Here is a 16,236-nt window from a genome sequence, read left to right as displayed (position 1 = left end):
CGACGCTACCGCGGCCCGGCGAGGAGCTGCCGCAGGACCCCGGTGAGCGCGTCCGAGACCGCCTGGTGGTCGGCCGACGCGAGCGGCTCGACCTTCGTGGACGTCCGGAGCATGGTCATGCCGAGCACCACCGCCAGGGCGATCTCGGCGCGGAGGAGCAGGTCGTCGGTGACCTCGTCGCGGACCGCCCCGGCGAGTCGTTCGGCGTAGCGGCGCAGTGTCTCGCGGCGGATGGCGTCCGCGCCGTCGTCCCCCGAGGAGCGCAGCAGCAGCATGAGCTGGAGCGAGTCGTCGTCGGTCGGGGACCGGACGGCGTGCTCGATCATGCCGGCGAGGGACCGCTCGAGGTCCGGCACAGGCCGCTCCTCGGCGCTGAGGTCGCGGGCGACGCGGTCGAGACACTCCCGGAAGAGCCCCTCCTTCGACACGAAGTACCGGTTGATCAGGGCGACGTTCACGCCGGCGTCCGCGGCGATGTCGCGCACGGTGGTGGCCCGGTAGCCGTCGAAGGCGAACCGACGTCGCGCGGCCTGCACGAGCAGTCGGCGGGTTGCCTCGGCGTCCTTGCTCATGATCCGAGCGTAGCGGGTCGGGGACTGATGTAAGCAAGTGTTGACATCCGCCTGGAACCGCGTACCCTCGTCAAGTCAGCAACTGTTTACATCCGAGCCTACGGAGCACGATGACCGAGACCATGGAGACCCCGCGGACCGGGTCCCACCCCACCACCGGCGCGCGCCGACCGAACAGCACGGCGATCATCGTCTACCTGTCGCTCGGCGGCCTGTCCTTCGCCGTCCTGCAGTCGCTCGTCGCACCGGCGCTGTCGACCATCGGACAGGACCTCGGCGCCTCCACGAGCGCGACGAGCTGGGTGCTCACGGCGTACCTGCTCTCGGCGTCGGTGCTCACGCCGATCCTCGGCCGGCTCGGGGACATGGTCGGCAAGCGCAAGGTGCTCATCGTCGTCCTGTCGATCCTCCTCGTCGGCGCCATCCTCGCCGCTCTCGCACCGAACCTCGGCACGCTGATCGTCGGTCGCGCGCTCCAGGGCGCCGCCGGCGCCGTGATGCCGCTGTCGATCGGCATCGTCCGCGACGAGCTCCCGAAGGAGAAGGTCAGCGTCACGATCGGCCTGCTGTCGGCGATCTTCGGCATCGGCGCGGGCGTCGGGATCGTCGCCGCGGGCCCGATCGTCGAACACCTCTCGTGGCACTGGCTGTTCTGGCTCCCCGCCGTGCTCGTCGTCATCGCTCTGCTCGGCGCGGTCTTCGGCATGCCCGAGTCCCCGGTCCGGAAGCCCGGTCGCCTGGACATGCTCGGCACCGGTGTGCTCGCGGTCTCCCTGGTCGCGATCCTGCTGGCGATCAGCGAGGGCGAGACCTGGGGTTGGGGCGACGGCAAGACCGTCGGTCTGCTGATCCTCGGCGCGGTCGCACTCGTCGCCTTCGTGCTCGTCGAGCTCCGCGTCGCCGAACCGCTCATCGACGTCCGGCTGTTCGCGGTCCGCGGCGTCTGGACGGCCCACGTGGTCGCGCTCGTCTTCGGTTTCGCGATGTTCGGCACGTTCGTCCTCGTCCCGACGCTCCTCCAGCTCCCGACCGCCCTCGGGTACGGGTTCGGCAAGGACGTGACCGAAGCCGGGCTCTTCCTGCTCCCGACCGTCGTCATGATGATCATCGCCGGGCCGATCGCCGGCATCCTCGTCCGCAAGGTCGGCCCGAAGCCGCCGATGCTGCTCGGTGGGGTCGCCATCGTCGCCGCGTTCCTCATCCCCGCGATCTCGCACGCCGCGATCGCCGAGGTCGTCGTGTCCGGCGTCCTGACGGGCATCGGCATCGGCCTCGCCCTCGCCGCGTGCTCGAACGCGATCATCGAGAGCGTCCCCGCGAACCAGACCGGCGAGGCCATCAGCGCCAACACCGTCGTCCGCACGATCGGCTCCAGCGTCGGCACCGCGGTCATCGCGGCGCTGATCACGTCCCACACCACCGCGCAGGGGCTGCCGACCGACGACGCGTTCACGATCGGGTTCTGGGCGTGCACGGGCGTGGCCGTCCTCGCGGTCCTGGCCGCCGTCGCGGCACCGTCGATCCGGGCACGGCGGGCCGCAGCCGCCGCACGCGGGATCGACGACCTGGACGAGATCGCGTCCTAGCGCACGACGGTGGTCGAGACCCGACCGTCTCCGGAGGCCCGGCCTGCGTCGTCGACGCGAGCCGGGCCTCCAGTCCGTCACCCGCTCGTCCCCGCGGCGGACGCGCCGAAGCCCGTGTTCTTCTCGGCGCGTGACCGTTCCGGTTCGCGATCCCCGGCATCCGCGAACCAGAACGGTCACGCGCCGGACGGAACCTGCTCGTCACCGCCGGTCCTGGGAACCCGCCGAGCATGCGCGTCGGACACGTGACGACTCCCGTCCCCGACGCGTCACCCTGGTGGGTGCGGACGACCGCGCCCGAGGAACAGGAGACACCATGAGCACCGACCACGACGACACCACGACCGGCAAGCCGTCCTTCCGTGACACCGTCACCGCCGGGCTCGTGCAGAAGGCGCTCGAGCCGGTGCTCCGCGCCGTCCGTGACGAGGTCGCATCGGCACGACGCGAGATCGGCGACCGCGTCAGCGGCGCGAAGACGGGCCTCGTGCTCACCGGTGTCGCGGTGGCGTTCGCGCTGACGACCCTCGTCCTGCTCGCCGGGTTCGTGGTGGTGCTGCTCGCGCTCGTCCTCCCGCTCTGGGCCGCGACCGGCATCACGCTCGTCGTGTTCGGCGTCGTCACCGCGGTCCTCGCGGTCGTCGGCATCGCCGGCATCCGTCGGGGTGTGCCGCCGGTGCCGTCCGACACGATCCACGAGGTGCAGGAGCGCGTGGCGAACCGCTGACTACATCGCGAGCGTCATGCCGACGACGGCGACCGTCATCGCGAAGACCTCGCCGCTCCGGACGGCACGCCGGTCCTCTCGCGCCCACTCGTGGCGGAGCAGCCACCCGCTGAACGCGGCGTAGCCGATCACTCCGGCGCCGAGCACCGCGGTCAGGGCGATGCCGTGGCCCGCGTGTCCGTCGGCGATGCCCGTGGCGTGCCCCATCAGGAGCATCCCGGACATCACGACCGCGGACAGCGCCCGGTGGACGTCCATCGGCTCAGCGCGGCGGCCGTCGGCGCGGCGCCGCCGCATGACAGGCAGCGGCGCGAGGAGCAGGAGCACGGTGGCGGCGAGGAGCGTCCACACCGCTCCGGCGTGCACGACGGGCATGAGCATCGCGAGGAGCATCACCGCCGCGGGGACGATCACGCCCGGGCGAGGCCGGTACCGGTCCCCCACGATGCAGCACACCGACGCGAACTGCGGCACGACGAGCATGGCGTCGGCGACGGTCTCGTGCACGGGGTGTCCTCGGGCGGCGGGGTGGTGCGGGTCGGGGTCAGTCCTCGGTGCGGCCAGCGGCCTTCGCGGCACGCTCCTGCTTCACGCGGGCGTTCTCGGCGTGCACCGCGGCCTGCGTCGCGCGCTCGCGGACGAGCCACTCGGGCTTCTGCTCGAGCAGCGTCTTGATCTCCGCCGTGGTGAGCGGTTCGTCGATGCCCGCACGGGTCAGCCCCGAGATCGACACGCCGAGCTTCTGCGCCACGACGGGTCGCGGGTGCGGTCCGTCGCGACGGAGGTCCTCGAGCCAGGTCGGGGGTTCCGTACGGAGTTCGTCGAACGCGGTCCGGCTGATCGGCGCGTCCCGGAAGGTCTCCGGGGCGGCCGCCAGCAGGATGCCGAGCTTCTTCGCGGCCGTCTCGGGCTTCATGGTCTGTTCCTGCGCCATGGACACAAGGGTACGGCCCCTATGCTCGGTTGCATGACCGCGGCACTCACCATCGCCTTCGTGCCGGGGGTGTCCCCCGCGAAGTGGGCCCGCGTCTGGCGCGAGCGCTTCCCCACGACCGAGCTCCGACTCCGCCCGATCGGAGCGGACGAGGTCGACGACGCACTCGCCGGCGAGGCCGACATGGTGTTCGCCCGGGTCCCCGTCTCCGACGCGCACAACGCCATCCCGCTCTGGACCGAGACCGCGGTCGTCGCGATGCCGAAGGACTCCCCGCTCGCGGACCTCGCCGAGGTCGACCTCGCCGCGACCGACGTGCACGTCGTCGACCCCGGCCCGGTCCCGGAGGACGTCGACGCCACGCTCGACCTGGTCGAGGCGAACGTCGGCGTGGCCGTCCTCCCCCAGTCCCTCTTCCGTGCCGCGAGCCGCAAGGAGCTCGTCAGCCGCACGCTCGCGGGCTCGCCCGGCACCCGGATCGTGCTCGTCTGGCGTTCCGAGGACGCCACCGAGACCACCGAGGAGTTCATCGGCGTGGTCCGCGGGCGCACCGCGAACAGTTCGCGGGGCGACCAGGACCAGCCAGGAGGCGCGGCTCCCGACCCGAAGGACGGGTCGCGTCCGGCGAAGGGCGGCGGCAAGGCCGCACCGTCGAACGCGAAGACGGTCGCCAAGCGCGGCGCCACCAAGGGCACCGGTGGCAAGAGCGGCGGCGGGAAGAACTCGACCGGTCGCGGGCGCGTGCAGCGCGGCATGAAGGGCAAGCCGAAGCGCGGGTCGAAGGGCAACCGGTGACGGACACGCACCTCGTCGCGATGCCGGCCGAGCGACTGCCCGGGTGGCTCGACCGAACGATGGCGGAGTACGTCGAGTCACGCATCCGGGCGGGCGAGACGCGGGAGCGTGCCGAGGCGAACAAGCAGCAGTCCCTCGACAAGTGGTTCCCCGACGGCACGCCGCTGCCCGAGCACTTCGTCTGGGACGTCCTCGACGGTGCCGATGCCGTGGTCGGGTACCTCTGGATCGGCCCGTTCGCACCGGGCAGCACCGACTGGTGGGTGTTCGACGTCGAGATCGACGAGCCGCACCGACGCAGGGGGCACGCCCGCCGAGCGCTCGAGCAGGCGCACGAGGTCGCCCGCGCGAACGGCGCCCGGACCATCGGCCTGAACGTGTTCGGGTACAACACGGGTGCGCAGGAGCTCTACGAGCGACTCGGCTACGGCGTCACCGCGACGCAGATGCAGCTCCCGCTCGACTGACTCAGCGCATCACGGCCGCGGCCGCCCGCGCCACCCGGTCACCACGTGCCGCTTCCGTTGCGGCACGCGCCTCGGTCACGATCCGGGTGTCCGCCCGGACGGCCGAACCCGCGTCGAACGGGGGCTGCGGGTCGTACTCGATCTGGAGCTGGATCGCCTCGGCTGCAGGCTGCCCGGCCAGCTCGGCCGCGAGCCAGAGCGCCATGTCGATGCCGGCGCTCACCCCGGCCGCGGTGACGACGGCTCCGTCGTCCACGACTCGGTCGTCGACCGGCTGCGCGCCGAACGCCGCGAGCATCGGCTTCGACGCCCAGTGCGTCGTCGCGCGCTTGCCGGCGAGCAACCCCGCCGCGCCGATGACGAACGCGCCGGTGCACACCGAGGTCACCCACGTGGCGCGCTCGGCCTCGCGCCGGACGAACGCGACCACCGCGGTGTCGAGCATCGCGTCGAAGGCGCCGTCGCCGCCGGGGACGACGAGCACGTCGGCCGGGCTGGCATCACCGATGGTCGTGGTCGGTACGAGCGACAGCCCGCAGTCGCTCGGTACCGGGTCGAGCGTCGCCGCGACGTACTCGACGCGGGCTCCCGGGACGCGGCACAGCACCTGCGCCGGCCCGGTCAGGTCGAGCTGCGTCAGGCCGGGGAACAACAGGAACGCGATCCGGATCTCGGCCGGGTCGTGCTCGGGGGTGCCGGCACCGGGGTCGTCGGACGGCTCGGGCGTCGGCACCTCGGCGTCGAGGGGCACCTCCACCACCTCGGCCTCGACCGGGTGGACGGGGCGGACGCGCGGGTTCTCGGAGCTCATGCCGCGACCCTAGCCCTGCACCGTCGGCACCGTCGGGGTCAGCTCCAGACGCCGGAGGTCCCCCGGCGGTGGCTGCCGACGAGGTGCGTGTCGACGATGCCGAGCGCCTCCATCAGCGCGTACATCGTGGTGGGCCCGACGAAGGCGAAACCCCGCCTCCGGAGCGCCTTCGACAGTGCGACGGACTCGTCCGACTTCGTCGGGACGTCGGCGTACGTGACCGGCTCGGGCGTCGTCGCCGGCCGGAACGACCACACGAAGTCGGCCAGGCCGCCGTCCTCGCGCAGGGCGATCGTGGCGTTCGCGTTGGTGATCGTCGCGAGGATCTTCGCCCGGTTCCGCACGATGCCGGCGTCGGCCATGAGCCGTGCGACGTCGTCCTCGCCGAACGCCGCGACCGTGTCGGCGTCGAAGTCCGCGAACGCTGCCCGGAACGCCGGACGCTTCGCGAGGATCGTCCGCCACGACAGCCCGGACTGGAACGCCTCGAGCGACAGGCGTTCGAACACTCCGCGCTCGTCGCGCACGGGCATGCCCCACTCGGTGTCGTAGTAGTCGCGCAACAGCTCGTCACTCGATGCCCACACGGGCCGGGCGAGGCCGTCGTCTCCCACGACGAGGTCGGACGGGGCAGCGGCGACGGGCTCGGAGCTCATGGCACCATCCTGGCCGTCGCCGCCGACACCCACCGCCGACACCCGTCGTCGCTCACTCGGCGGGCGGACCGTCCTGCGCTGCCTGCGGGTCCATCCACACGTACTCCCAGCGGTGCCCGTCGGGGTCGACGAAGCTCCGCTGGTACATGAACCCGAGGTCCATCTCGGGGCGGTCCTCGGAGCCACCGGCGGCGACCGCTGCGTCGACGATCCGGTGCACCTCGTCCTTGGAGTCGGCGCTGAGCGAGTTGATGACCTCGATCGTGTCGGCGTCGGCGATGGTCTTCGTGGTGAACTCCGCGAACTTGGCGTGGGTGAGCACCATGACGTAGATCGTGTCGCTCACCACGACGCACGCCGCGGTGTCGTCGCTGAACGCCGGGTTGATCGAGTAGCCGAGGGCCTCGTAGAACTCCTTCGAGCGCTCGAGGTCGGCGACGGGCAGGTTGATGAAGACCATCGTGTCCATGGGGAGGATCCTTTCGTCGTGCTCAACCTGGCGCGCCCGGAGTCGGAGCGCAACCGTTTCATCGGCGAAGCAACCGGTACGCAATATACTGGATCGATGCACCGCGCGTACGTCGACGAGTCCGAGCCCGGCGGCGGTCGCGACCACACCGCGTACGTGATGGCCGCGGTGGTCGTGCACGACCGGGAGCGCGACGACGTCCGCGCCGGGATCCGAGCCGCGACGCCCCGTCGGATGCGCAAGCTGCACTGGTACGAAGCGCTGCACGCGCAGCGGATCTCGTGGCTCGAACTCCTCCGTCGTGCGGTCGCGGTCGTCGTCGTCCGCTACGACGGGGCGGCCGCGCGCGTCGAACGCCGACGGCGCCACTGTCCCGAACGCCTGGTGTGGGAACTCGAACAACGCGGCGTCGGGGAGATCGTCATCGAGTCCCGCGGACGGACCCACGACGACGCCGACCGATCGATGTTCGATGCGCTCCGACGTCGAGGGGTCGGGCGCTCGGTCCGCCACGAGCACGTGCGCCCGGACGACGAGCCGCTGGTCGCGCTGGCCGACCTGGCGTGCGGCGCACAAGTCGCCGCACTCGACCACGAGTTCGACGGATCGGTCGTCCGTGTGCCGTGACCCGAGCCGGACAGCGCAACACCCCGGTCCCGCGCTGGCTGCAGGATGCTCCGGGGCTCACTTCCGACCGAGCAGCACGCGGTCGACATATCAATACTAGGACCGCCGCCGAACTGCCGTCAACCGGCACCGAGACGGACGGGAGGCGCGGTGCCAGCCGGCACCGCGCCTCCCGTCCGTCGGTCTGTTCAGCTGGTCACGCGAGCTCGCGGCCCTCGCCGGCCGCCTTCTGGTGCTCCTCGGCCTCGGCCTGGCCGATGATGTCCTCCGCCGGGACGGGGTTCAGCCGGTCCCAGAGGAAGAAGAGCAGCCCGCTGACGAGCATCGACAGCCCGACCCACAGGTTGATGTGGATGCCACCGGTCTTCTCGGGGTCGGTGTTCCAGTGCACGATACCGACGATGGTCACGATGACGCCGTACAGGACGAACAGGCCACCGAGGATGCGACGCAGGTCGAGTCGGCGGGTGGAGCGGACGAGGGCGGCCTTCTGCTCCTCGGTCATGGCGGTGTTGGTGTCGCTCATGGGAGATCTCCTTCGCGGGTCTTCGCGGGCCTAGAGGAACGGGAGGTACAGGACGACGCACAGGATCAGTGCGACGGTGCCGAGCAGCGCCGGGGAGCGGTACCAGGCGATGTCGGTCGCGACGGAGTCGCTGTGCAGGTCGATCTTGCCGACGCCGTACACCAGCCCGCCGAGCTCCTTCTCGTCCTTCGGCTTCGTGACCATCGACACGACGAACCCGACGACGAGCACGGTGACGAACGAGATGATCGCGCCGTAGAGGGTCTCGGCGGTCGCGGTGGCGAAGAGGTCCGGGTTGACGAGGTACGCGATCCACGTGATCGTCGGCGTCACGATGCCGAGGATGTAGCCCCACAGCGCACCGGCTGTGGTCATCCGCTTCCAGAGCAGCCCGAGGATGAACACGGCGAACAGCGGCGCGTTGAAGAACGAGAACAGCGTCTGCATGTACGTCATGATGTTCGACGCCTGCGCGGCGATGAACGCGGTCGCGATGCCGACGAGCACGCCGACGACGGTGACCCAGCGCCCGGTCTTCAGGTAGTGCACGTCAGGCATGTTCGGCTTGATGTAGCGCTGCCAGATGTCGTACGTGAAGACGGTGTTGAACGACGAGACGTTCGCCGCCATACCCGCCATGAACGAGGCGAGGAGACCCGTGACCGCGACGCCGAGCACACCGGTCGGCAGGTACATCTGGATGAGCTTCGGGATCGCGTCGTTGTAGTCGAGGGCACCCGAGGCGAACTGGTTGCCCACGACGGCCGCGGCGATGAGGCCGGGGATGACGACGATCGCGGGGATGAAGAGCTTCGGGATCGCGGCGATGAGCGGGGTGCGGCGGGCGGCGGACATGTTCTTCGCCGAGAACGCGCGCTGCACCTCGGTGAAGTTCGTCGTCCAGTAGCCGAAGCCGAGGACGAACCCGAGGCCGAGCACGATCGCGAGCCAGTTCGCACCGATCGGGTTCGTGACGTCGCCGAAGCCGGTGCCGGCCCACGCCTGCAGGTGCTGCACGCCCTGGGTCTCGGTGATCGCCTTGCTGAGGCCGTCCCAGCCGCCGACGCGGTGCAGACCGACGATCGTCAGCGGGATGAGGCCGGCGATGATCACGAAGAACTGCATGACCTCGTTGTAGATCGCGCTGGAGAGCCCGCCGAGGGTGATGTAGACGAGCACGAAGCCCGCGGACACGATGATCGCGAGCCACTCCGGCCAGCCGAGCATCGCCTCGATGACGATGGCCATGGCGTAGAGGTTGATGCCGGCGATGAGTACGTTCGACACCGCGAACGCGATCGAGTTCACCAGGTGCGGGGCCTTGCCGAAGCGGCGGAGCATGAACTCCGGCACGCTGCGGACCTTGGACCCGTAGTAGAAGGGCATCATCACGAGCCCGAGGAATACCATGGCCGGCACGGCACCGACCAGGTAGTAGTGCAGGGTCGCCATGCCGATCTGGGCACCGTTGGCGGCCATGCCGAGGATCTCGGTCGCGCCGAGGTTCGCGGACACGAACGCGAGGCCCGTGATCCACGCGGGCATCGAGCGGCCCGACAGGAAGAAGTCCATGCTCGTCCGGACCTGCTTCCGGGCGGTGAAACCGATCCCGATGACGACCGCGAAGTACACGATGATCATCAGGTAGTCGACCCAGCCCAGATCGAGCCGGATCCCGTTGTTCGCTGCAGCGAGAACCATTCAAACTCCACGTCAGTGTGTTGCGATCGACAACTCCGCCGACCCGGACGGGAACGTTACACCGAATTGTGACCGTTCACATAGCCGAGGTATGCATCGCACCCGCAATGAGACTGCGGGCGCTCGGTAGGCTCCTGGCATGACCGAGCAGCCGCGCATCCTCGTCCTCAACGGCCCGAACCTCGACATCCTCGGACGGCGCGACCCGGACCAGTACGGCACGGTGACGCTCGCTGAGATCGAGGCGATCGTGCACACCGAGGCCGCGGTGCACGAGCTCGAGGCGGACTTCCGGCAGACGAACCGCGAGGGCGAGCTCGTCGAGTGGCTGCACGAGGCACTCGACGACTTCGTGGGCGTGGTGATCAACCCCGCCGCCTACGCGCACACCTCGGTCGCACTGCACGATGCGGTCGAGGCACTGTCGGTGCCGGTCGTCGAGGTGCACCTCTCGAACACGTGGAAGCGGGAGCCGTTCCGGCACGTCGACCACGTCGCGACGGCCGCGACGGCCGTCATCGCCGGCGCCGGTGCGGACGGCTACCGCCTGGCGGTCGCGCACGTCGCGTCCCTGCTCGGCTGAGTCGGGTCCAGGAGGCGCGGGTCGGGCCCGCACCGCGCCTCCCGTCCCACGCGCGGTCTCGTCCAACCCACGGGGCGGGTCAGAAGTCGGCGGGGCGCCGGACCTCGGTGGTGGCAGCGGTGGCGAAGCCCCCGCGGATGATCGGGAGCGCCCGCTGCACGGCCTGGTCGATCCGGAGCTCGAGGTCGACGTTCGCGATGTCGTAGCCGCCCTCGCGCTTGGCGAAGTCCCGCTCGTTGCCGAAGACGCCGATCGGCAGCGTCGTCGACTGGAAGAAGCCGAACAGGGGCCGCATCTGGTGCTCGACGAGCAGGGCGTGCCGATCGCTCCCGCCGGTCGCGGTGAGCAGCACCGGGGTGTCGACGAGGTCGTACTGCCCGATCCAGTCGAAGAAGAGCTTGAACGCACCGGAGTACGCGGCACGGAACGCCGGGCTGCCGACGACGAGGACGTCCGCCGCCTCGACCGTCTCGAGCGCGCGTCGCGTGCGGTCCGACATCGCCTCGCGGGACGGTGCCGCGCCGAGGTCGGCGAGCAGTGGCCCGATCTCGACGGTCTCGGTGCGGGCGTCGTCGATCTCCTGCCCGAGGCGCGCCACCGTCGCAGCCACCAGGGTGGACGTCCGCGAGGGGTCCGAGGGGCTGCCACTGACGCCGACGACGAGTTCTTCGCTCATGTGCTCGATGCTCACACGCCTGGACTCCCGGCGGTCGGCGTGTGACGGCATGTGTCGGGTTCCAGCGCCACCGCGTACCGTCCGCGCCATGCAGACGTTCTTGCCGTACCCGGACTTCCGCGCCTCGGCCGAGGCGCTCGACGACCGGCGGCTCGGCAAGCAACGGGTCGAGACGCTGCAGGTGATGCGGGCACTGACGCTGCCGGACTACGGCTGGCAGCACCACCCCGTCGTGGCGATGTGGCGTGGGTACCGTCCGGCCCTGATGGCGTACCAGCAGGCCACGTGCCGCGCGTGGACCGACCGCGGGTACGCCGACACCTGTCTGGAGAAAACGCTCGCGGACCTCGCGCTCGTCCCCGAGGACCTCGACGCGTACGAGCGGGCCGACTACCCGGTGCCGTCGTGGAACGCGGACCCCGCCGTACACCGCTCGCACCGGTCGAAGCTCGTGCAGAAGGCGCCGGAGCACTACCGGCCGCTGTTCCCCGACGTACCGGACGACCTCGACTACGTCTGGCCGGGGACGGTCGCGCCGGTGCCGCGCTGACGACGCGTCCTCCTCGTCGCCTCAGGCGATCGGGGTCCAGCGACCGCCGTCACGGCGGGTGACCGCGACGGACCGCACCTCGGCCGTCGCTCGCAGCCCGGTGACCGCGTGCTCGGCGACGGCTCCGGCCACGTCGTCCGACGGCGACTCGAACCGGACCACTGCGCACGGGACACCGCCCAGCAGACGGACGTCCCGCGCCTCGACCACCACGAGCTCGGCGACGAGCCGGGCGGCCTCGGGGAGCACGGCGTCCGGGGCGGTGCCGGGTGCGAGCGCTCCGACGGCGAGGGTCACACGGTAGGAGGGCACGGTCCCACGCTAGTGCGAGCGCCCGGGCTCGTGGGCGCGGAGCAGCGCACCGTGACCCGCCGTGGGCACAGGGGGTTCGGGCATCGCACAGGGGAAGCGACGCCCGCGCCCACGACGGGTCACAGGTGCTGCGGAGCACGACGGATCAGGGGGTGTCGTGCCCCGCGCCGGACGCAGGTCAGGGAACCTGGTCCGGCTCGTCGCACCGGCGAGTCCGCAGGGGTCGGACTCGACGGTGCTGGTCCTCAAGGGTGTTCGGTGTCCTCTCGGTACCGGTCCGTCTCGGTCGGTGCGGGCATCGACCGTCGGGCCGCGGCGGGCCGGACCATGGGGAGCAGGGCACTCCCGATGGTCGCCAGTGCTCCGACGACGGCGATGAGCCCGAGCGGGGCGGTGCCGAGGTCGTGCTGCGCGGCCAGGACGAGCGCGAGGACGGTCGCGGGTGCGGGGAGGAGCTGGACCGCCCGGAAGTGGTCCTCCTGCCGGACCCGAGTCGTCATCGCGTTTGCCATGTGAACACTCTGGCGCACTTCGCAGGTCCGCAAAAGGGGGGACACGACCCCACTCATGGAGTAGAACGTCTAGTACACCCTCGTCGGGTGTCAGGCGAGGGCGCGGACGGTCGCGACGGCTGCGGCGACGGCATCGACGACCACCGGGACGTCCGCCGCGGTCAGGCCGGCGTCGAACGTCAGACGCAGCGCCGTCCGGGCGACCTCGTCGGACAGGCCGAGCGCCGTGAGCACGTGCGAGGCCTCGGTGCTGCCGGCAGCGCAGGCGCTTCCGGACGACGACACGACGTCGCGCTCCTCGAGCTCGAGCAGGACCGTCTCGCCGTTCACCCCGGGGAAGCAGAACGACACGTGGCCGGGCAGCCGCGACGTCCGCGACCCGGTGACGAACGCCCCGGGCACCGACCGGAGCACCCCGTCGAGCACGGCGTCCCGGGTGGCGGTCGCGGTCCGGGCCGCGTCGTCCCGGCCCGCGGCGACGAGCGCGAAGGCCGTGGCGACGCCGACGGCACCCGCGACGTCCTCGGTGCCGGAGCGTCTCCCCCGCTCCTGTCCCCCACCGTGCAGCAGTGGTTCGAGCGCCACGCCGGACCGGACGGCGAGCACGCCGGTGCCCTTCGGTGCGCCGAGCTTGTGCCCGGACACCGACACCGCGTCGGCGCCGAGCACGTCGAGTCCGACCGGGAGCCACGGCGCCGACTGGACGGCGTCGGTGTGGAACCGGGCCCCGACGGCGTGGGCGACCGCGGCGAGCGCCGGCACGTCCTGCACCGTCCCGATCTCGTTGTCGGCGTGTGCGATCGAGACGAGGGTGGTGTCGGGGCGGAGCGCTGCCGCGAGGACGTCCGGATCGACGACCCCGTCGCGGTCGACCGGCAGGACCGTGACGTCGAACCCGTGGAACCGTTCGAGGTACCGGCAGCTCTCGAGCACCGCCTCGTGTTCGATCGCGCTGGTGACGACGTGGCGACCGCGGGGAGACGCCAGGGCGATGCCCTTCACCGCGGTGTTCGCACCCTCGGTCCCGCCGGTGGTGAACACCACCTCGGCCGGGCGGCACCCGAGGACCGCGGCGACGGTGGCGCGGGCGTCGGCGAGGCCCCGGGCTGCGGCGTCGCCGACCCCGTGCGTGGAGGACGGGTTGCCGAAGGTCCCGGTGAGGTACGGCCACATCGCCTCGAGCACCTCGCGGCGCACGGGCGTCGTGGCCGCGCGGTCCAGGTAGAACACGTCAGACGCCGGCGCCGACGGCCACGTCGACGTCGAGCCCGAGGTCGAGTGCCCGCGCCGAGTGGGTGAGCGCCCCGACGGAGATCACGTCGACCCCGGTGGCGGCGATCGCGGCGACGGTGTCGAGGGACACCCCGCCGGAGGCCTCGACGAGGGCTCGCCCGGCGACGACCTGGATCCCGGCCTCGAGCTGGTCGGTGGTGAAGTTGTCGAGCATGATCGTGTCGACGCCGGCCGCCACGACGGGCTCGATCTGGTCGATGCGGTCCACCTCGACCTCGAGGTGGACCGTGTGCCCGAGCCGCTCGCGCGCCGCGACGATCGCGTCCCCGATGCCGATCCCGCCGGCGAGGAGCACGGCGAGGTGGTTGTCCTTCGCGAGCACGGCGTCGGACAGCGAGGTCCGGTGGTTGTGCCCGCCGCCGCACCGCACGGCGTACCGCTCCAGGGCTCGCAGACCGGGCGTGGTCTTGCGGGTGTCGACGATCCGGGCACGGGTGCCGGCGACGGCCGCCACGTAGGTCGCGGTCGCCGTGGCGATGCCGGACATCCGCTGGGCGAGGTTCAGTGCGACCCGCTCGGCACGGAGGACCGACCGGGCGGGACCGCTCACGGTCGCGAGGACGTCGCCCGCGGTGAACCGGCTGCCGTCCGGCACGTGCAGGACCGCGTCGATCGTCGGGTCGACCGCGTGCATCACGGCGACGAACACGTCGCCCCCGCTGAGGACGCCGGGCTCGCGCGCCGCCAGGGTCGCGGTCGCCGTGGCGTCTGCGGGGATGAGCGTCTCGCTCGTGACGTCGCCCCAGGGGGCGTCCTCCTCGAGCGCGGTGTCGATGACGCGTCGGAGGGCGTGCGGGGGGATCGTTCCGGGGTCGACGGTCATGCGGGTACCTCCTGCGGGACGGCGGTGTGCTGGGCGACCCACGCGGTCGACGCGGGGGCTGCTGGATCGGTGTCGGGGTGGTCGGTGCGGGCGTGGGCCCCACGGGACTCGGTCCGGGCCTCGGCGGCGAGCACCGTGACCCGGGCGAGGTCGAGCAGTGCCCGGTCCTCGAGGTCACGGACGCCGGTCGGCTCGGGCGCGACGAGGGCGGCCAGGTCGCGTCGTGCGCTCGCGAGACCGCTCGCGTCGCGGAGGAGCCCGACCCGGTCCGTCATGACGGACTGGACCGCCTGGCGGACGTCGGCGGCGTCGGTGGGTCGAGCCGCGCCTCCTGGGAGCAGGGGACGGGAGGCGCGGATCACGTCGGTCGCACTCGGCACGCTGGTGACGGGGAGACCCGCGTCGCCGCGCAGGCGGAGTCTGCCGGGTCGCGGCACGTCGAGCGCGTCCGCTGCGCGGACCGCGAAGACGAGTCCTTCCAGCAGCGAGTTCGACGCGAGCCGGTTGGCGCCGTGGACGCCCGTGCAGGCGACCTCGCCGATCGCGAGGAGGCCGGGCAGGCTCGTCCGTCCCTCGGCGTCGGTGGCGGCCCCGCCCATCGAGTAGTGCGCGGCCGGGGAGACGGGGACGCCCTCGCGGGTCCAGTCGAAGCCGGCGGACCGGGTGGCGCGGGTGAGCCCGGGGAAGCGCCGGACGAGGAAGGCGGGGTCGAGGCCGGTCGCGTCGAGGAGCACGGGCTCTCCGTCCTGCTCCCGGACGGCGGCCGCGATGCCCCGGGCGACGACGTCGCGGGGGGCGAGCTCGGCGTCGGGGTGGACGTCCACCATGAAGCGGTGCCCGCGTGCGTCACGGAGCACCGCTCCCTCGCCGCGGACCGCCTCGGAGACGAGCCCGCCGCCGGGGACCGCGAGGCGGGTCGGGTGGAACTGCACGAACTCCAGGTCGGCCAGCACGGCACCGGCACGCCAGGCGGCTGCCTGCCCGTCGCCCGTCGCGACGAGCGGGTTGGTGGTCTCGCGGAACAGGTGTCCGGCGCCACCGGACGCGAGCACGACGGCGTCCGCGTCGATCCGCCGGGGCTCGCCGAGGAGGTCGAGGACGTCGACCCCGACGACCGAGCCGTCCCGGACCACGAGGTCGACGAGGCAGGTCCGTTCGAGGATCGTGACGTGCCGGCGGTGCAGGGCGGCGATGAGGGTGCGCTCGATGGCGGCCCCGGTCGCGTCGCCGTCCGCGTGGACGACGCGCCACCGGCCGTGCGCTGCCTCGCGCCCGCGGGCCAGGTCGTCGCCGTACCGGTCGAGGCTCGTCGGGTCGGTGGTGCGGTCGAAGGGGACGCCGAGCGACAGCAGGTCCCGCACCCGCGCAGGGCCGTCGGTGCAGAGCACCTCGACGGCGCGGGCGTCGGCGCTGCCCGCTGCCGCCACGTGGGTGTCCGCCTGGTGGAGCGAGGCGGAGTCATCGGCGCCGAGCGCGACGGCGACGCCTCCCTGCGCGTACGCCGTCGCGCCGTCGGCGAGCGCGCCCTTCGTCACCAGGGTGACGTCGTGACGGGCACTCGCGCGGATCGCTGCGGTGAGTCCGGCGATGCCGGAGCCGACGATGACGACGTGCAC

At 71.9% G+C, this 16,236-nt stretch carries 21 protein-coding genes; 7 read left to right on the top strand and 14 right to left on the bottom strand.

The features are described 5' to 3' along the window. Positions 1 to 5 precede the first annotated feature (5 nt). Positions 6 to 572: a TetR/AcrR family transcriptional regulator gene (locus tag BJK06_RS13480; RefSeq protein ID WP_070418326.1), complete on the bottom strand. Its 567-nt coding sequence runs from the start codon at positions 570 to 572 to the stop codon at positions 6 to 8. 110 nt (positions 573 to 682) lie between these two features. Between BJK06_RS13480 and BJK06_RS13475 the strand changes: the two genes are divergently transcribed. Beyond that, positions 683 to 2,158 carry an MFS transporter gene (locus BJK06_RS13475; protein WP_070418325.1) on the top strand — a complete coding sequence of 492 codons (1,476 nt, stop codon included), beginning with the start codon at positions 683 to 685 and terminating at the stop codon, positions 2,156 to 2,158. 316 nt (positions 2,159 to 2,474) lie between these two features. Further along, complete coding sequence (locus BJK06_RS13470) at positions 2,475 to 2,885, top strand: phage holin family protein (RefSeq protein WP_070418324.1); 411 nt, start codon at positions 2,475 to 2,477, stop codon at positions 2,883 to 2,885. On the opposite strand, the gene BJK06_RS13465 is transcribed toward BJK06_RS13470, so the two are convergent. Together BJK06_RS13465 and BJK06_RS13460 are read right to left on the bottom strand one after the other, a co-directional pair. After that, positions 2,886 to 3,392 (bottom strand): hypothetical protein, encoded by a 507-nt coding sequence (locus BJK06_RS13465; protein ID WP_070418323.1) that lies wholly within the window; start codon positions 3,390 to 3,392, stop codon positions 2,886 to 2,888. 37 nt (positions 3,393 to 3,429) lie between these two features. Further along, positions 3,430 to 3,819, bottom strand: coding sequence for a DUF5997 family protein (locus BJK06_RS13460; protein ID WP_070418322.1), 390 nt, complete (start codon positions 3,817 to 3,819; stop codon positions 3,430 to 3,432). Between the two features lie 33 nt (positions 3,820 to 3,852). Between BJK06_RS13460 and BJK06_RS13455 the strand changes: the two genes are divergently transcribed. Both BJK06_RS13455 and BJK06_RS13450 read left to right on the top strand, forming a co-directional pair. After that, positions 3,853 to 4,614 carry a LysR family transcriptional regulator substrate-binding protein gene (locus tag BJK06_RS13455; protein WP_181015095.1) on the top strand — a complete coding sequence of 254 codons (762 nt, stop codon included), beginning with the start codon at positions 3,853 to 3,855 and terminating at the stop codon, positions 4,612 to 4,614. After that, positions 4,611 to 5,081: a GNAT family N-acetyltransferase gene (locus BJK06_RS13450; RefSeq protein ID WP_083295256.1), complete on the top strand. Its 471-nt coding sequence runs from the start codon at positions 4,611 to 4,613 to the stop codon at positions 5,079 to 5,081. Before BJK06_RS13455 ends, BJK06_RS13450 begins: the two co-directional genes overlap by 4 nt. 1 nt (position 5,082) lies before the next feature. Here the strand turns inward: BJK06_RS13450 and BJK06_RS13445 are convergent, their stop codons facing one another. Genes BJK06_RS13445 through BJK06_RS13435 form a run of 3 tightly spaced genes read right to left on the bottom strand, consistent with a single transcriptional unit; the run spans position 5,083 to position 7,017 of the window. Then, a complete protein-coding gene (locus BJK06_RS13445; RefSeq protein ID WP_083295255.1) occupies positions 5,083 to 5,892 on the bottom strand; it encodes a DJ-1/PfpI family protein in 810 nt (269 codons plus the stop codon). A 38-nt stretch (positions 5,893 to 5,930) separates the two neighbouring features. After that, a complete protein-coding gene (locus BJK06_RS13440) occupies positions 5,931 to 6,548 on the bottom strand; it encodes a DNA-3-methyladenine glycosylase I (protein WP_070419470.1) in 618 nt (205 codons plus the stop codon). Between the two features lie 52 nt (positions 6,549 to 6,600). Further along, the gene (locus BJK06_RS13435) at positions 6,601 to 7,017 is read right to left on the bottom strand and encodes a VOC family protein (protein ID WP_070418320.1); all 417 of its coding nucleotides are present in this window, start codon (positions 7,015 to 7,017) and stop codon (positions 6,601 to 6,603) included. Between the two features lie 96 nt (positions 7,018 to 7,113). Between BJK06_RS13435 and BJK06_RS13430 the strand changes: the two genes are divergently transcribed. Next, positions 7,114 to 7,644 (top strand): DUF3800 domain-containing protein, encoded by a 531-nt coding sequence (locus tag BJK06_RS13430; RefSeq protein WP_070418319.1) that lies wholly within the window; start codon positions 7,114 to 7,116, stop codon positions 7,642 to 7,644. A gap of 196 nt (positions 7,645 to 7,840) precedes the next feature. Here BJK06_RS13430 and BJK06_RS13425 read toward each other — a convergent pair whose 3' ends face one another. Next, a complete protein-coding gene (locus tag BJK06_RS13425; protein WP_070418318.1) occupies positions 7,841 to 8,170 on the bottom strand; it encodes a hypothetical protein in 330 nt (109 codons plus the stop codon). Between the two features lie 30 nt (positions 8,171 to 8,200). Continuing rightward, positions 8,201 to 9,871, bottom strand: coding sequence for a sodium:solute symporter family protein (locus BJK06_RS13420; RefSeq protein WP_070418317.1), 1,671 nt, complete (start codon positions 9,869 to 9,871; stop codon positions 8,201 to 8,203). Positions 9,872 to 10,010: 139 nt separating this feature from the next. On the opposite strand from BJK06_RS13420, the gene aroQ reads away from it, so the two are divergent. After that, positions 10,011 to 10,454 (top strand): type II 3-dehydroquinate dehydratase, encoded by a 444-nt coding sequence (gene aroQ, locus BJK06_RS13415; protein WP_070418316.1) that lies wholly within the window; start codon positions 10,011 to 10,013, stop codon positions 10,452 to 10,454. Positions 10,455 to 10,533: 79 nt separating this feature from the next. Here aroQ and BJK06_RS13410 read toward each other — a convergent pair whose 3' ends face one another. After that, positions 10,534 to 11,130, bottom strand: coding sequence for an NAD(P)H-dependent oxidoreductase (locus tag BJK06_RS13410; protein ID WP_070419469.1), 597 nt, complete (start codon positions 11,128 to 11,130; stop codon positions 10,534 to 10,536). Positions 11,131 to 11,218: 88 nt separating this feature from the next. Here BJK06_RS13410 and BJK06_RS13405 point away from each other — a divergent pair, with 88 nt between their 5' ends. Further along, positions 11,219 to 11,680, top strand: a complete 462-nt coding sequence (locus BJK06_RS13405; protein ID WP_070418315.1) for an MSMEG_6728 family protein — start codon at positions 11,219 to 11,221, stop codon at positions 11,678 to 11,680. Positions 11,681 to 11,701: 21 nt separating this feature from the next. Here BJK06_RS13405 and BJK06_RS13400 read toward each other — a convergent pair whose 3' ends face one another. The 5 genes from BJK06_RS13400 to nadB all read right to left on the bottom strand — a co-directional run bounded on the left by BJK06_RS13400 (position 11,702) and on the right by nadB (position 16,236). Further along, positions 11,702 to 11,992 (bottom strand): hypothetical protein, encoded by a 291-nt coding sequence (locus BJK06_RS13400; protein WP_070418314.1) that lies wholly within the window; start codon positions 11,990 to 11,992, stop codon positions 11,702 to 11,704. Between the two features lie 245 nt (positions 11,993 to 12,237). Continuing rightward, positions 12,238 to 12,504: a hypothetical protein gene (locus tag BJK06_RS13395; RefSeq protein WP_070418313.1), complete on the bottom strand. Its 267-nt coding sequence runs from the start codon at positions 12,502 to 12,504 to the stop codon at positions 12,238 to 12,240. 90 nt (positions 12,505 to 12,594) lie between these two features. Continuing rightward, positions 12,595 to 13,734 (bottom strand): cysteine desulfurase family protein, encoded by a 1,140-nt coding sequence (locus BJK06_RS13390; protein ID WP_070418312.1) that lies wholly within the window; start codon positions 13,732 to 13,734, stop codon positions 12,595 to 12,597. Between the two features lies 1 nt (position 13,735). Then, complete coding sequence (gene nadC / locus BJK06_RS13385; protein ID WP_070418311.1) at positions 13,736 to 14,620, bottom strand: carboxylating nicotinate-nucleotide diphosphorylase; 885 nt, start codon at positions 14,618 to 14,620, stop codon at positions 13,736 to 13,738. Next, complete coding sequence (gene nadB, locus BJK06_RS13380) at positions 14,617 to 16,236, bottom strand: L-aspartate oxidase (RefSeq protein ID WP_070418310.1); 1,620 nt, start codon at positions 16,234 to 16,236, stop codon at positions 14,617 to 14,619. The genes nadC and nadB overlap by 4 nt, the downstream gene beginning before the upstream one ends.

This window comes from Curtobacterium sp. BH-2-1-1 (genome assembly GCF_001806325.1).
Lineage (GTDB): Bacteria > Actinomycetota > Actinomycetes > Actinomycetales > Microbacteriaceae > Curtobacterium.
Note: the sequence above shows the minus strand (reverse complement) of the source record. Positions and strands in the feature narration are given on the sequence as shown.

Excerpts from the sequence above, each read along its gene's own strand:
- BJK06_RS13410 (WP_070419469.1), bottom strand. The coding sequence starts at position 11,130 with ATGAGCGAAGAACTCGTCGTCGGCGTCAGTGGCAGCCCCTCGGACCCC.
- BJK06_RS13425 (WP_070418318.1), bottom strand. The coding sequence starts at position 8,170 with ATGAGCGACACCAACACCGCCATGACCGAGGAGCAGAAGGCCGCCCTC.
- nadC (WP_070418311.1), bottom strand. The coding sequence starts at position 14,620 with ATGACCGTCGACCCCGGAACGATCCCCCCGCACGCCCTCCGACGCGTC.
- BJK06_RS13455 (WP_181015095.1), top strand. The coding sequence starts at position 3,853 with ATGACCGCGGCACTCACCATCGCCTTCGTGCCGGGGGTGTCCCCCGCG.
- BJK06_RS13420 (WP_070418317.1), bottom strand. The coding sequence starts at position 9,871 with ATGGTTCTCGCTGCAGCGAACAACGGGATCCGGCTCGATCTGGGCTGG.
- BJK06_RS13430 (WP_070418319.1), top strand. The coding sequence starts at position 7,114 with ATGCACCGCGCGTACGTCGACGAGTCCGAGCCCGGCGGCGGTCGCGAC.
- BJK06_RS13405 (WP_070418315.1), top strand. The coding sequence starts at position 11,219 with ATGCAGACGTTCTTGCCGTACCCGGACTTCCGCGCCTCGGCCGAGGCG.
- BJK06_RS13395 (WP_070418313.1), bottom strand. The coding sequence starts at position 12,504 with ATGGCAAACGCGATGACGACTCGGGTCCGGCAGGAGGACCACTTCCGG.
- aroQ (WP_070418316.1), top strand. The coding sequence starts at position 10,011 with ATGACCGAGCAGCCGCGCATCCTCGTCCTCAACGGCCCGAACCTCGAC.
- BJK06_RS13435 (WP_070418320.1), bottom strand. The coding sequence starts at position 7,017 with ATGGACACGATGGTCTTCATCAACCTGCCCGTCGCCGACCTCGAGCGC.
- BJK06_RS13480 (WP_070418326.1), bottom strand. The coding sequence starts at position 572 with ATGAGCAAGGACGCCGAGGCAACCCGCCGACTGCTCGTGCAGGCCGCG.
- BJK06_RS13475 (WP_070418325.1), top strand. The coding sequence starts at position 683 with ATGACCGAGACCATGGAGACCCCGCGGACCGGGTCCCACCCCACCACC.
- BJK06_RS13445 (WP_083295255.1), bottom strand. The coding sequence starts at position 5,892 with ATGAGCTCCGAGAACCCGCGCGTCCGCCCCGTCCACCCGGTCGAGGCC.
- BJK06_RS13470 (WP_070418324.1), top strand. The coding sequence starts at position 2,475 with ATGAGCACCGACCACGACGACACCACGACCGGCAAGCCGTCCTTCCGT.
- BJK06_RS13460 (WP_070418322.1), bottom strand. The coding sequence starts at position 3,819 with ATGGCGCAGGAACAGACCATGAAGCCCGAGACGGCCGCGAAGAAGCTC.
- BJK06_RS13440 (WP_070419470.1), bottom strand. The coding sequence starts at position 6,548 with ATGAGCTCCGAGCCCGTCGCCGCTGCCCCGTCCGACCTCGTCGTGGGA.